Origin of the sequence: Sphingobacterium shayense (assembly GCF_013179575.1) — a bacterium.
GTDB classification, from domain to species: domain Bacteria; phylum Bacteroidota; class Bacteroidia; order Sphingobacteriales; family Sphingobacteriaceae; genus Sphingobacterium; species Sphingobacterium shayense.
Genome location: NZ_JABMCQ010000096.1, coordinates 1 through 15452 on the forward strand (window position 1 = coordinate 1; position 15452 = coordinate 15452).

The following is a 15452-nucleotide window of genomic DNA, read 5'->3' on the forward strand; positions in this document are numbered from 1 at the left end:
ACCCTTAACAATAACATTAAGTTCTTTAAAGTTTCCGATTGCCAAACGACGTCCGATTTCATCCAACGTAATATGTTTGGTAGCACGCATACCTTGCTCACGTTGTAATTGTAGACGTTTATTTGCAACCTGACGCGCTTCTGATTCGCTTTCTAGCACATACAATTTGTCACCGGCCGTAGGCGCACCTGACATACCTAATATTTGTACGGGCGTAGAAGGGCCAGCTGTCTTAACACGTTCTCCACGTTCGTTGGTTAGGGCTTTCACCTTACCTGAGTGTGAACCTGCTAGAATGGCATCCCCAACGCTTAACGTACCACCTTGTACAAGTACTGTAGTTACAATACCGCGTCCTTTATCCAATGCGGCTTCAATTACTGAACCAACCGCACGTTTTGTCGGATCCGCTTTCAATTCAAGTAACTCAGCTTCCAACAATACTTTCTCCAACAACAGTTCGACGTTCTCTCCAGTTTTAGCTGAAATTTCTTGCGCCTGATATTTACCACCCCAGTCTTCAACAAGGATATTCATTGCTGATAGTTGCTCGCGAATCCTGTCTGCGTTTGCACCAGGCTTATCAACTTTAGTAAACGCAAATACAATTGGCGATCCAGCTGCCTGTGCATGATTAATTGCTTCTTTAGTTTGAGGCATCACAGCATCATCAGCAGCGATAACGATAATTACAATATCTGTTACCTTCGCACCACGAGCACGCATGGCTGTAAATGCCTCGTGACCAGGTGTATCTAAGAAAGTAATCTTACGGCCATCGTCTAAGTTTACTGCATAAGCCCCAATGTGCTGCGTGATACCACCGGCTTCACCCTTGGTTACGTTTGCTTTACGGATATAATCCAAAAGCGAAGTTTTACCATGATCGACGTGTCCCATTACCGTTACGATAGGTGCACGATCAATCATCTGATCTTGGTTATCTGGTTCTTCTAGTTCTGTTATTTCTTCATCTTCCGGTTTGATAAATTCAACCTGATATCCAAACTCGTCAGCAACAATACTTAGTGTTTCAGCATCTAAACGTTGGTTGATCGAGACGAACATACCAAGACTCATACAAGTTGAGATAACTTGTGTCACTTGTACATCCATCAAGTTAGCCAACTCATTTGCCGTCACAAATTCCGTTACACGCAATACCTTGGATTGTGCCGCTTCTTCCATTGCCGCTTCTTCTGCCGAAAGTGCTATATCATCTCGTTTCTGGCGGCGTAACTTTGCCCGTTGCGCAAATTTACCAGATTTACCTGCTCCACTTAAACGAGCAAGCGTTGCTTTGATTTGATCTTGGATCTCTTTTTCTGATGGTTCCTCTTTTGGAGCATCCTGGTGGCGTCCTCTTCCTTTGTGATCCGGGCGAGGACCTCTATGATTAGGGTTATTTCCTCCGGGTCTATTTTGTTGATTTTGACCTCCTCGATTGAAACCTCCGCCTGCAGGACGATTTGCATTGTTAGCAGTTCCACCTTCAGTAGGGCGTTGACCTTCTTGTGCATTCGGATTAACAGGCGTGTTCGGACGATTATTTGTACGTTTACGTTTACGCTTGTTGTCGTTATTCGAATGATGTGTAGCATTCGACGAGGATGCTACGGGTTTACGTTCTACCGGTAGCTGTATTTTACCGACCACTTTTGGTCCAGCCAATGTTTCTGAGCGTGCGCGAATTACATCTTTCTGCGGATCCGCTACAGGCTTAGCTTTAATGTCTCCCTGTACAGGAGGTTTAACTTCTGTATTTTCCTTATTCATTGGGGCGCCCTTAGGCTCAGATTTGATTTCTTCTTTAGGATCGTCTTTTGGTTGTTTTACTTCAACCTTTGCTTTTTCGACAAGAGCCTCTTGCTTTGGCTGATCTGCCTTTGGGTTTTCACTCTTAGGTCTCTCTGCCACAGGTTTTTCCTCCTTTGTTTCGATCTTCGGTTTTTCTTCTTTAGGTGTTTCCACAGTTTGCGGCTGTGGAACAGGTGTAACCGTTTCTTCTTTTACAGCAGCTACTTTAGGTGCTTCTTTTTCAGGAGTTGGTTCCGCGGGTTTTTCAACTTTCGCTTCTTCTTTAATCGTGGCTTTCGGTTCGGCTTTTTTCCCTTTGCCATGATGAAGACCATCTAAATCTATTTTACCTACGACTTTTAACGGGCTATTATCTTCCTTTTTAGGTTCCTCTTTTTTCGGTTCCTCTTTTTTAGGTTCTTCCTTTACAGGGGGAGCATGGTCAATGACCGTATTTTTGATAAGAACCTCTTCTTGCGGTTCAGAGGTGTGCTCATTAGATTCAAAGGAATCTGCTCCACCCGTTCCAGCAGCTGACTCTTCACGACGAATTTTTCCGATAACAATTTGCTTTGCTTCGTCTTTTACAATTTTATCGCCTTGAAATTCCTTTAAAAGGATACCATACATATCTGGAGATAACTTAGTACTTGGTTTCGATTCTACATCGAAGCCTTTCTTTACCAAGAAATCAACAGCAGTACCGATCCCAATATTAAGTTCTTTTGCCGCCTTTAGTAAGTTTACGCTCTTTCCTTCTATCATCTATTTATTTACCTCTATTATTTAGTACTACAAAAATATGTTTTTTTACAATGAAAAAACAATTTAAGAACAATTGTTTTTTCATTGAGTATGCCCCGACAGAGCACTATTCGAACTCAGATTGAAGGACACGCACAATCTCAACGATAGTATCGTCCTCTAAGTCTGTTCTTCGCGCGAGTTCTTCATGTGTTAAACTAAGCACAGATTTGGCTGTATCAAGCCCCACACGCTTAAGTTCATCGATAATCCAGCTATCAATTTCATCTGCAAATTCTTCGATATCCACATCCTCCTCTACTTCGTCATTCTCACGATAAACGTCGATTTCATAACCAGTCAATTTACCGGCAAGTTTAATGTTATGTCCACCTCGGCCAATTGCCAGAGATACTTGGTCTGGTTTTAAGTATACAGCGGCCGTTTTATTTTCGTCATCAATTTTGATAGACGAAATTCGCGCTGGACTAAGCGCCCGCGTAATATATAATGAGTTATTAGATGTAAAGTTGATTACATCAATGTTCTCGTTGCGTAATTCACGGACGATACCATGAATACGGGATCCTTTCATACCAACGCATGCGCCAACCGGATCAATACGGTCGTCGTAAGATTCCACTGCCACTTTCGCGCGCTCACCTGGTTCACGAACAATTTTCTTGATGGTGATTAAGCCATCGAAGATTTCAGGAACTTCCAACTCAAACAAACGTTGTAAAAATTCTGAGGCTGTACGTGAGATAATAATCTTTGGATTATTGTTCATCATATCAACCTTAGATACTACCGCACGAATGCTATCTCCTTTTTTGAAATAATCTGCTGGAATCTGTTCTGTTTTTGGAAGGATAAGTTCGTTACCATCTTCGTCCAATACTAAGATCTCCTTTTTCCAAATCTGATACACCTCGCCAATTACAAGTTCACCCTCGCGATCTTTGTATTTTTTGAAAACTTCGTCTTTCTCTAGCTCAAGAATCTTAGAAACTAGTGTTTGTCGTGCAGCTAAAATTGCACGGCGGCCAAAGCTTTCCAATGTTACTTGCTCGATATAATCGTCGCCAACTTCTAGGTCAGGATCATATTGATGTGCTTCTGCTAATTCGATTTCTAAATCATCATCTTCAGAGAAACCATCTTCCATGACAACGCGTGTTCTCCAAATTTCCAAATCCCCGTTATCCGGATTCACAATCACGTCCACATTCTCATCTGTTCCGTAACGCTTGCGGATCATACTACGAAAGACTTCTTCCAAAACTGTGATCACAGTTGGACGGTCGATGTTCTTAAAATCCTTAAACTCTTGAAAAGAGTCTATCAAATTGATATTGCTGCTCATTTGTTATTTAAATGAAATTAACACCTTTGTTTCTGTTATATCTGTAAAAGGAATTTCAAGCTCCTGTGTAGTTGCTTTCTTACCTTTTTCTTTTACCTTCTGATTAATCGTGATTGAAGCATCGTTAACCTGAAGTAATTCGCCTTCAAATTTAGCTCCATCGAGACCTTTTATACGTATAAGTCTGCCTATATTTTTAATATACTGGCGATGTAGTATCAGTGGCGTATCAACTCCCGGAGAAGATACTTCTAGACGGTATGCCGTCTCTATGACGTTTTCTTCTTCTAGATGAAATCCAACATGACGGCTTATCTTCGCGCAATCTTCTATCGGCACCCCTTGGTCTCCATCAATTAATATTTCTAACACACCGTTACGCTGCATCTTGATCGAAACGACAAACAAATCTTCACGATCTGCAATCTTCTCCTCTACTAGTGCGCGAACTCTTTCTTCTATTTGCATATCTAAATTCCATAATTGAATTAAAAAAGGGGGCATACCATGCCCCCTCTTTCTAAGATATTACAAAAGTAATGATATTCTTTTAAAGATACAAACAGTGGTTTTATTTATTATTCACGACATCTACAATAGTCTTTTGCATTTGTGCCATCATCGACGATAAAGTTTCTAATGTAGGAGTTGAATTAGGTACTGGAAAGTCCTTACTAATGAAAGCTTTAGCTTTCCATATTTCCAATATGTCTTGTGGTTCAACCCAGTAAGGAGAAAATGAGGGGTTGTCAGAAATAAGCTTCAAACCCTTAGCCTCATTATATTTCTGACCAAGTCGTTTGTACACAATTCCTTCCGAATCAGTAATTATTACGTAGGTGTCGTTTGACTTCATATTCTTCCAATCTTCAACATATTCAGCAATAATCATAGTGCCTGATTCGAGGGGTAACATCGAATCGCCTTTGATTTCGAAGGCCCTATAAGTACCTTGATTAAACATCGGCAGTCTAAATTTCTGAAGAGTCGCAACGTACTCCGGATCTCCATAGCCATTCGTATATCCTGCACTAGCTTTTACCGGTACAAATTCAATATTTTGAGTATCTTCCTGATCGACTGTTATACTTAACACACGAAAGTCTGAAACAGATCCACGAACTTTGGGCTTCCAGTCCGCGGTGATTACCTCTTGTGTAAAGTCATCCATAGAGACCTCGAAAAAGTCTGCCATTTTTTTTAGCATATCAAAATTAGGTTCAGCACGAAGTTCTTCGTACGCGCCAATAGATGGGCGTTTTACGCCTAATACGTCAGCCAGAGCCTGTTGCGAGAGTCGTTTTTGTTTTCTTAAAAACTTGAGATTAATACCGAAGTTCGACATTTTTTTATAAAATATTTTGTTAATCCTAAAACTATTAGTAACATTGTGCCAATAAAGTTAGGTATTTAAGACGATAACACCAAATATATTAGTCATAAACAATTTAGAAATGAAACACAGCGTATATATAGTTACTGACAGCAATAGAACTTACCTTGAAGTGGGCTATTGTACCGATATCAACAAACGATTACACCAAATCAAAAACTCTTCTACTATTTTATTTGGCAAGGCGACGAAATTGAGCAATATTGTTTATATAGTGAATTTTGAGACGTATGAGGAGGCGGAACAGCGTAAACAGCAATTGCAACAATTCACGAGGATGCAGCGTGAGCGTGTTATTCGAATGAAAAACCCGAATTGGTTAAACCTTGCGCCGTTACCATCTCCGTTACAAACAAAAAAGGCCGTTGTTTACGCCTAAGCACAAACAACGACCCTAACAACCTTAACCCTTTAAATCAACCTCACTATTGTGTCTGACTACCAACCAGGCATAAAGTTTAATCCGAAGGTTCCAAATTTTGTTCTTGATTTCACAAATGGTACGGCGTAGTATGGCTCAATAATCATTGCGCCAAATAAATTTACCCGTACAGAAACACCGGCACTGACTACCGGGACTCTATAATTCGGGTCATACACCATAAGTGGGGAGCCGTCATTCAAAATTGGGTTTCCTTGATTATCGGTTTGTTCTATCAGTGGTTTATCTTCCAAAGAGCCAACAATTTTATTTCCTTTATTCCAGGCTAAGCCTGCATCGAGGAACAAGTTGAGATCTGAAAACAAAAATTTTGATTTCACTGCTGCTAATTTCTCAGGGCCAGTGAATGGAAGGCGAATTTCAAAATTGCCTACTAACACACGAGACCCCATTAGATCGTTGTACGAAAGGTTTCCAACCTTATCGGGAGACATACTATCAAATCCACGTACGAAAAACGGATACCCAATATAATTACCTCTTAAGCGTTCATCGTCTTTGCCTGAACGAATATAGGTATAAACGCGTCCAGCGAGAGTAATAGGTTTAAATCTAACATATCGGCGAAGGTCAACCGTATAATTGGTGAAGCTTAAATCACCAAAATATTGCCCGACACCCAACCTGTAGCGAAATCCTTCCAACGGTGCGGCCATCCCGAAGACGGATTTGTCACCTACGAATGATGCGCTCAACTGTTCTACGGTCAATGGACTCAGATCACCTAAACCCAATGATAACGCTTCTTCCGATGAAAGCTTTTCGCGATCACCGTATCCGTAATAATAGCTTTGCGTCCATTTTTCTGCTCTATACCCATAGCGTGCAAGGGCACCGCCAATTTCAAAACGATGATATCTATTAAACGGATATGCAACAAAAGCGTCCAATTGTGTTTCAAATTGACGAATGAGATAGTCGTTCATTACAAGTTCTTCGCCATTACCTAGATCCTCAACATCGTATTCTCTAAAACCATATCGATATGGAATGTGCGACACGGAACCTCCCCAATTCCAGCGGCTTTTTTGGTTTACGTACGCCACCTGACCTCCAAAATCATAGATTTCTCCATTGATATTTAGGGTGCTATAAATTTTGTTATAGCCCAAAATATCGGAGAATACACCAAAGATGCCACCGGCCATGCCAGCCCCGTAGCGCGATCCAATCGTCATTCCTACCCCTGAATTTGCAATGTAGTCAAGCTTGAATTTTGAACGATATGGCACTGGACGAATCAACGCCGTGTCGATACGTTTGTACACCTCAAAATTAGAAAGATTGGTGTTTACCACGTTGACCCCACGATTGACATACGGCGGTAGCATTGCCGCTGTAAAATCACTTGTTTGTGGATTTACAGCCACCGTTTCAAAATCGGAGATATTTGCTTTGTAAATGTTGTACTGATTACCTTTAAAATAGGAATATACGATATCCTCATTATCGGATATACTCATTGCGGGTGAATACTCGGTTATCCCACTGATTCCGGTGAAGTAATCTGTTAACTGTTTTACAATCCTCTCTTGTATCGAATATTGAAATAGATTACGGAAGCCATCACCGTTGGATAAAAATAAAATTGATTTTCCGTCGCCAGAAAAATGAGGATTCAAATTGTTAGCGCCCGGAAAAACTTCGATATCTTCAATTGTCTTATCTTCCAGATTCAACAGTGCTAGTCCCAATGGTATATCAACCGAACGGCTTGGATTGTCAAAAGAAACCCGATCAGTGCTAAATACAATGTGCTTACCGTCTGGAGAAAAGCTGGGTTGAAAGTCTGAATATTTATCGTTGGTAAGTTGCAGAAGCTCTTTACTGTTCAGGTCATAGGTAAAAATATCACTGTGGCCATTTTTCAACCCAGAGAACGCAACACGATCGCCTTGCGGTGAGAAGCTGATATTTGTAAACTCCACGATATCACCCATCGCCACAACGGCAAGAGTTTTGCCAGTTTGAACATCAACAACCATTAATTTATTCTTACCATCACTAAATATACTAAAAGCGAACCGTTTTGAATCAGCAGAAAAATCACCCGCTGATTCCAAAAAACTAAATTCATCGATGTCTTTACTCGTTGTTCTACTTCCTAGTTTACGGATAACTTCACCTGTATTAGCGTCCGCTAGAAAAAGATCGATACTAAAAAGGTCTTTTTCGGACATAAAAGCGACAAGTTTACCGTTCGGAGAGATAGCTGGTGCGACATTCATCCGTCCGCCGGTTCGCTGTGTTATTAACGCTTTGCCGATGGGAGCTGATACTGTGTCTTTGTTTAACGAGCGAAAGGTTGTCTCCATACTGTTGCGCCAAAGGGTGCTCATCGTTTGCGCATCGTAACCGAAAACTCTTTTCATCGCTGCTTCGTAACCATATTTTGCTGTCTCTAAAAACAGTGGCATGATCACCGTGTCACCATAAGTCGCACCTACATATGCAAAGAATGCTTGCCCATAACGGTAGGGAGAATATTTATAAGATTCATCCGTCAGCTGCCTTAAGGAAGGTATATTGTTCCGGGAATAAGCATCACGCATCCACATCGCGGTAAAAGCATCTTTTTTCCCCACCGATAAATATTCTGCCATTCCCTCTACCATCCATAATGGGATATTCGCAACGCTCTCTAGCCGCGTGGTGTCTTTTCCTTCCATTAATATGCGGAATTGAAAGGCGTGGACCATCTCATGGCCCAAAACATGGCGGGTTTGTTGATTGATTTGTAATACAGGCATGACTACCCGCTGTTTAAACGCTTCGGTTACACCTGCTGTACCCACTGAGATCTCCCCTTGGATTGCTGTGGTCTGCTGAAATTCCGGATGATTGTTGTAGACGATTAAAGGATTTTTACGTAAGAAAGTATCCTGAAATACCTGCTGGTGCATACCATACCATACTTCGGCCTCCTTAGCTAACCAGGTGACCATACTGTCGTTTTTCAGATAACTATACATCTCAAAATGCGGAGTTTGCTTAACTGTGAAGTCAAGCTTCTTGTAACGCATTTTATTTTGTCCAAAATATTGGGCTTCAACGAGGTTCGGTATAATTAAACATAGGAATAAAACTACACTCCAATATTTAACGTTACTGAATGTTGGTCGGTCATTTAAATTCATAGTTAATTAGGTGGTTACTTATTGTTAAGCAAACTTACAAAATTATCATTCGATTATTCCCACTTCCGGTAATTGTAATATCGTCGGCAAACCTGAAGAATCACTTCCATTGTTCGACGTGCTGTCTGACGGCGAAGGAATACGTATCCGAGGTGAAGGACAATTATATTTTTTCTTTATTTCGACTGTCGGGGAAGGAAGTTCTCCTTTGGTAACTCCCAGCTCAGGTTGTTTGTACAGAGCCTCCATAAAACGCGCGTATATAGGTAGTGCTGTTTTAGAGCCCTCCCCTGTTTGGGAGTTTTTAAAATGAACAGTCTGTTCATCACAACCTACCCAAACTCCTGCTACTAAGTCTTTTGTTACACCCATGTACCAGCCGTCTACGTAATCGGATGAAGTGCCCGTCTTTCCCCCAATTTGATTATTGTCGCCAAATAAATCCCATTCCCAAAGCGCTTGAGAAGTACCATTTGGCTCTTCAATCGTACCACGGAGCATGTAGGTCATCAACCACGCATTTTCCGGATCGATTACTTGTTCCTGTTTTGTTTTGAAACTTGCGATCTGCTTGCCATTATTATCATATATCGCCGAGACAAGCACTGGATCGTTGCGTTTCCCCGTATTAATGAAGGTCGAATAAGCATTCGCCATTTCTAATACTGAAACATCATTGGAACCAAGTCCGACAGATGGTACCGATTCTAAATGACTTTCTATGCCTACACGATGCGCTGTCTCTACTATACTATCCCATCCGAAATCACGAGTAATCTGCGCGGTAATAGTGTTTAAAGAACGGGCCATCGCCCAACGAAGCGACATGTTTCGATAAGAAAAGCTCCAATCGGCATTTTTCGGTTCCCAAACTTCTTTTTCTCCTTGCTTGTTTACAAAATCTAATCGTACAGGTTTGTCTTCGTATGTGTCACATGGTGTTAGTCCATTTTCAAGAGCAGTGAGATATACAAATGGTTTAAACGTTGATCCTGCTTGCCGTTTAGATTGATTAACGTGATCAAATTTAAAATGCTCATGGTTTATTCCGCCGATCCAAACTTTGATCTCACCATTATAAGGATCCATTGCCACCATTCCCGTGTTAAGCATTGTTAGGTAATGTTTCAAGGAGTCCATTGTTGAGAATTGCACGTCTTGTTCTCCATCCCACGTAAACACCGACATAGATTTCGGCTGATTAAGAACTTCAAATACTTTGTTCTCATCGTTTTTATATTTTTCCATTAACGACTTGTATATTGGGAGTTTACGCGCTTTATCTTCGAGGAATTGTGGAATAACCTCATTTTCTTTGTCTCTCCACGGTAACTCATCTCCCCAACTATTGTTAAGCCGTTTTTGTAGCTCTTTCATTTGTTCGGTGACAATCCCCTCAGCGATCGCTTGCATTCGTGAATCAATCGTCGTATAGATTTTTAAACCTGATGTATAAATATCAAGCCCGTTATCTTCACCCCATTTCTCTAACCATTTTCGTACGGCGCTCCGTATATATGAATCATTTGCCCCGCGCTGCTCCTGATTGTTGAGATCTAACCCCAACGGAGCCTTTAGCATTGAGTCATACTCCTGTTTAGCCAAGAAACCTTCTTTATACATCTGCCCCAGAACTATATTACGGCGCTCAAGGGAATTTTCTGGATTTCTAATCGGGTTATAGAAAGTTGTTCCTTTCAGCATGCCGATCAGTACAGCGGCTTCTGTCGCTTTAAGATCTTTAGGGAATTTATTAAAATACCGTACCGCTGCGGATTTTATACCATATGCATTATTACTAAATGAGACCGTGTTGAGATACATCGTGATAATCTCATTTTTACTATACCTACTTTCTAATTTATAGGCAGTCATCCATTCTTTAAACTTAGTCACCACCATGCCTAGCAAAGGAATCTTACCTAATAACCCCTGTTGCTTCTCATACCGGGTACGGTACAAATTTTTGGCAAGTTGTTGCGTTATCGTGCTACCACCTCGTTTGTCCCCCATAACGGTTGATGCGGCGCCTGAAATTACTCCTATCACATCGACTCCGCTGTGCTTATAGAAGCGGATATCTTCAGTTGCAATTAAAGCATTTAGAATATTTTTTGAAATGCTGTCGAACGAGACGGGGTCTCTATCTTCTAAATAATATTTTCCAATTAATACGGAATCAGCGGTATATAGCTCCGATGAGATTTGTAACGTGGGAAGTACAATATCCTTTTTTGTAGGTGAATAACCAAAAAGCCACAAAAAGTTGAGTTGTACCGCACAGATTATTGCAATTAGACAATATATTGCGATTAAAATAACGCGAACGATTTTGTTTTTAACCCTTCTAAACATACGGTAAAGATGTAGATAGTTTTTCTAAAACCGATTGCTAAACCCAAAAAACAGTGGGCCTAGTAATGAAATTAACTAAATTTAACATTTCTGAACCAAGCTATGTTTCACCCAAATGCCGGACAGATCCTCAATAATTATACCTCAAAAAATAACAGTTCCCTGATCGCGTTTAATTTTTGGATTAAATTAAGTATTTTTACGGTCAATTAGACAGATCGACGAATGTTAAAACAAACTCTACAGCAAAAGTTATTACAAAAGTTATCACCACAACAAATACAGTTCATTAAGTTGCTACAGGTACCGACTGTATCGCTTGATGCTCGTATTAAAGAGGAACTTGAGGAAAATCCAGCTTTGGAAGATGGTAGCTTAGCGAATATGAACGATCCTGTAGAAGAGTATCCTGATCGAGATCCTGACGAAAATTTCGAAGAGCCGAAGACGGAGTATGAAGAAGAATTTAGTGTCGATGAATATATACAAGAAGACGACTATAATGACTATTCAAGCAACTACAGTCCAGATGATGATGATGACAAAAAGGAAATGCCTATCGCCATTCAAGACTCATTTTTTGAAACGCTTCAAAATCAACTCGATTTATTGGCGCTTTCGGATCACGATTTTCTCATAGGTCAACAAATCATAGGTAGTTTGGACGACGACGGGTATTTGCGAAGACCCATTCTTTCATTAATCGACGATTTAGCCTTTGCTCAAAACGTTATTGTTGGCCAGCAGGAAGTAGAATCAATTCTGAAAATTATTCAAGATTTTGAACCAGCCGGCATAGGTGCCCGCAATTTACAGGAATGTTTACTTATACAATTAAGTAAGAAAGATCAAGATAACCCCACGATATCTCAAGCAATTAAAGTTGTTGAAAACTATTTAGAAGAGTTTACAAAAAAGCATTACGATAAAATTGAGAGACAGCTTGGAGTCGATTCTGCCGAACTTCGGAATATTATTAACGAGATACTCAAGCTCAATCCAAAACCGGGCGATTCTGGCGCGGTAGCAGGGAAACAATTGCACATCATTCCCGATTTTCATATTAGTAATAACGACGGTACGCTACACCTTACACTAAATGGCAGGAACGCTCCGGAATTAAGGGTATCTCGCTCTTACCAGGAAATGTTTGAACATTACGAAAAGGCGGAAAAGAATGATAAGAAGATGAAAGAAGCGGTTCAGTTTGTTAAACAAAAATTAGACTCCGCAAAATGGTTTATTGATGCCATCAAGCAGCGTCAGCAAACGCTGTTGAAAACGATGAATGCTATTATGGAATATCAATATGAATATTTTTTAACTGGCGATGAAAAACTTTTAAGACCCATGATCCTCAAGGATATAGCTGATCGTATTGAAATGGATATATCAACTGTTTCGCGTGTCGCCAACTCTAAATATGTTCAAACTGAATTCGGAACATTTCTATTGAAGTCATTCTTTTCGGAAGCCATCCAAACTGATTCGGGCGAAGAAGTCTCCAACAAAGAAGTTAAAAAGATATTGGAAGAGTGTATTGCTAATGAGGACAAGCGCCGGCCCTTGGCAGACGAAAAATTAACTGATATATTAAAAGAAAAAGGTTATACAATTGCACGAAGGACTGTCGCTAAATACCGAGAAGCAATGAATATTCCCGTTGCACGTCTAAGAAAAGAGCTGTAAGCTCTTATTTATGTTATAATTAACTAGAACAGCCGGAGTTGTGGATTATTTAATTTTTCCAGGTCTGCATCGTAGAAATTAGATATCGTCACGCCTAGCAAGCGTACTCGTCTCTCAACAAGATTCACTGAAGCAAATAATTCTTCAACGTCTTTGAAAATATCCGAACTGCTGTATATATAAAAAGTCGATGTCTTGCTACGTGTGATCTGTGTGAAATCAGAAAATTTTATTTTTACAGTAACCGTCCGTCCCTGCTTGTTTTTACTTTCCAGTCGCTTTTCAAGTTTCTCACACAATACGCGGAGTTCTTGCAGCATTTCTTGGGGATCTTTTATGTCCGAAAAAAAAGTATCTTCAATGCCTATGGATTTGGAGATCCGGTTCGGACGTACTGGGCGACTATCCTCGCCACGAACCATGTGATAAAAGAATTTTCCGGATTTACCAAATTTGCGAATTAGCTCCTGTTCACTGAAGGTCTTTAGGTCTGCCCCCGTGTGAATCCCAATACCCTTCATCTTTTGGGCCGTAACTTTTCCTACACCAAAAAATTTCTCGATGGGAAGAGATTCAAGAAACCGAATAACTTTGGAGGGGCCGATGAAAGTAAGCCCGTCGGGTTTTTCGTAGTCTGAGGCAATCTTTGCTATAAATTTATTTACCGAAACTCCAGCCGATGCCGACAAATTAAGTTCTTGCTTAATACTCTCTTTGATTTGTTTCGCAATCTCGATTGCAGAACCTATTTGTAATTTATCTTGTGTTACATCAAGATATGCTTCGTCTAGCGATAATGGTTCGATCAAATCGGTATAACGACGAAATATTGAACGAATTTGATCAGACACCTGTTTATACACTTCGAACCGGGGGCGTGTAAATAGCAAATGTGGACAAAGTTGTAATGCCACTCTAGAAGACATCGCTGATCGAACACCGAACTTGCGTGCCTCATAGCTTGCTGTGGCAACGACACCGCGACCATCCGGGGACCCACCTACAGCAAGAGCTTTTCCTCGTAATTCGACAAAATCGCGTTGCTCCACCGATGCATAAAACGCATCCATGTCAATATGAATTATTTTACGGTGCTCACCCACAGTATTACAACTTAATTCTCCGTTTTCTTGGTGATTGGTTCTGACATTTGCTTTTGAAAACCAAAGATACGTATCTGTAACAATTACTTGGTTCCTTATTTCAGTTATTGAATAGCGTTAATTTAAGATTAATTCAGCGAACGAGACCAATTCTTTTATCTTTGTGATATGGAACTCCCTTTGTTTTATTTAAATTGTTTTACTTTTAAAATCCAACTATGAATTCAAAACCAATATTAATCACAGTAATATTAGGCTTTTTATGTTTATCCCAAATGACGATGGCCCAAGAGCGCGATGACAGAGCGACCATCCTCAATTTTAAAGGAATTCAATTTCTAAGTAAGGATTCTCTATTTTATACTAACTTTCGATTTAGAATGCAGAATCGTCTTGGTTTTAATAATGTCTTGGACGGTGAGGATAACAATGATCTGGATGCGCGTATTCGCCGTTTAAGAATGCGTGTTGACGGTTATATTTTCACACCTAAAGTATCGTACTCTATCCAGTTAGCGTTTACACGATCGGATCAGGATTTTGATGATACGGGCGTAGCTAACATTGTTCGTGACGCCGTTGTATTCTATAATTTAACCGACGATTTTTATATTTCGTTTGGTCAAAACAAGTTACCTGGAAATAGACAACGTGTTAATTCTTCTGGTCAATTGCAATTTGCTGATCGTTCGCTAGTTAATTCAAACTTTACTATAGATCGCGACTTTGGTATGTCTTTTAACCTGAGTAAGAAACTTGGCGGAATGCCCATTAATGCGAAGGCAGCTATTTCAACCGGTGAGGGGCGTGTTGCGAGTGGCACGGACGATGGATTAGCGTATACAGGACGTGTGGAATTTCTTCCATTGGGCAATTTCACGAATGATGGAGATTACTCTGAGGGCGATTTAGAACGCGAAGAAACCCCTAAATTATCGATTGGAGGTGGTTATAGCTACAATGATCGTACGACCCGGGAAGGTGGTCAAACTGGTCGATATGTACAAAACCCGTTCACGCTTAAAACCGCGTTCGCCGATGCGATTTTTAAATATAGTGGTTTTGCTTACCAGGTTGAGTACATGCGAAGAGATGTTGATAATGCTTTCAACATCATTGACGATCAGCTTAATAAACAAGACGGGTCGGAAACAGAAGAAACACATGCTTTTAAAGGATGGGGTGCGAATCAACAAGCGTCTTATTTATTAGATAAAGGTTATGAAATTGCTACTCGTTATACGTATATTAAACCTCATGATCAAATTAGGATAGTTGAGGATCAAGTCGAAGTGATGGAACTTGGTCTTACAAAGTATATTAAAGCGCATCGCCTGAAACTACAGTTGAATGCAAATTATACTGTAAGTAACGGGGATTTCGGCAACAGTCATCAAGGTAATAAGTGGGGTGGTATATTTCAAAT

Annotated in this window: 10 protein-coding genes; 3 read left to right on the top strand and 7 right to left on the bottom strand. The window is 40.3% G+C overall.

Features of this window, described 5'->3' with window-relative positions; genetic code table 11:
* The 4 genes from infB to HP439_RS11960 all read right to left on the bottom strand — a co-directional run.
* A partial coding sequence (gene infB, locus HP439_RS11945; RefSeq protein WP_172390569.1) for a translation initiation factor IF-2 occupies nucleotides 1–2562 on the bottom strand: 2562 nt, incomplete at its 3' end.
* Between the two features lie 106 nt (nucleotides 2563–2668).
* On the bottom strand, nucleotides 2669–3907 hold the full coding sequence (gene nusA / locus HP439_RS11950) for a transcription termination factor NusA (protein WP_172390570.1): 1239 nt from the start codon (nucleotides 3905–3907) through the stop codon (nucleotides 2669–2671).
* A gap of 3 nt (nucleotides 3908–3910) precedes the next feature.
* The gene (gene rimP, locus HP439_RS11955; protein ID WP_172390571.1) at nucleotides 3911–4375 is read right to left on the bottom strand and encodes a ribosome assembly cofactor RimP; all 465 of its coding nucleotides are present in this window, start codon (nucleotides 4373–4375) and stop codon (nucleotides 3911–3913) included.
* Between the two features lie 103 nt (nucleotides 4376–4478).
* On the bottom strand, nucleotides 4479–5252 hold the full coding sequence (locus tag HP439_RS11960; protein WP_172390572.1) for a LexA family transcriptional regulator: 774 nt from the start codon (nucleotides 5250–5252) through the stop codon (nucleotides 4479–4481).
* Between the two features lie 109 nt (nucleotides 5253–5361).
* Between HP439_RS11960 and HP439_RS11965 the strand changes: the two genes are divergently transcribed.
* Entirely contained in the window at nucleotides 5362–5679 is a 318-nt protein-coding gene (locus HP439_RS11965; protein WP_172390573.1) for a GIY-YIG nuclease family protein, read from the top strand.
* Nucleotides 5680–5738: 59 nt separating this feature from the next.
* On the opposite strand, the gene HP439_RS11970 is transcribed toward HP439_RS11965, so the two are convergent.
* Together HP439_RS11970 and HP439_RS11975 are read right to left on the bottom strand one after the other, a co-directional pair.
* Nucleotides 5739–8879 (bottom strand): DPP IV N-terminal domain-containing protein, encoded by a 3141-nt coding sequence (locus HP439_RS11970; protein ID WP_216657837.1) that lies wholly within the window; start codon nucleotides 8877–8879, stop codon nucleotides 5739–5741.
* 45 nt (nucleotides 8880–8924) lie between these two features.
* Nucleotides 8925–11234, bottom strand: coding sequence for a penicillin-binding protein 1A (locus HP439_RS11975; protein WP_172390574.1), 2310 nt, complete (start codon nucleotides 11232–11234; stop codon nucleotides 8925–8927).
* Between the two features lie 225 nt (nucleotides 11235–11459).
* Here HP439_RS11975 and rpoN point away from each other — a divergent pair, with 225 nt between their 5' ends.
* Entirely contained in the window at nucleotides 11460–12923 is a 1464-nt protein-coding gene (rpoN, locus tag HP439_RS11980; RefSeq protein WP_172390575.1) for an RNA polymerase factor sigma-54, read from the top strand.
* Between the two features lie 23 nt (nucleotides 12924–12946).
* On the opposite strand, the gene dinB is transcribed toward rpoN, so the two are convergent.
* Complete coding sequence (gene dinB / locus HP439_RS11985) at nucleotides 12947–13993, bottom strand: DNA polymerase IV (RefSeq protein ID WP_216657838.1); 1047 nt, start codon at nucleotides 13991–13993, stop codon at nucleotides 12947–12949.
* Nucleotides 13994–14244: 251 nt separating this feature from the next.
* Here dinB and HP439_RS11990 point away from each other — a divergent pair.
* Nucleotides 14245–15452: porin (locus HP439_RS11990; protein WP_172390577.1), on the top strand; the 1208-nt coding region annotated here is incomplete at its 3' end.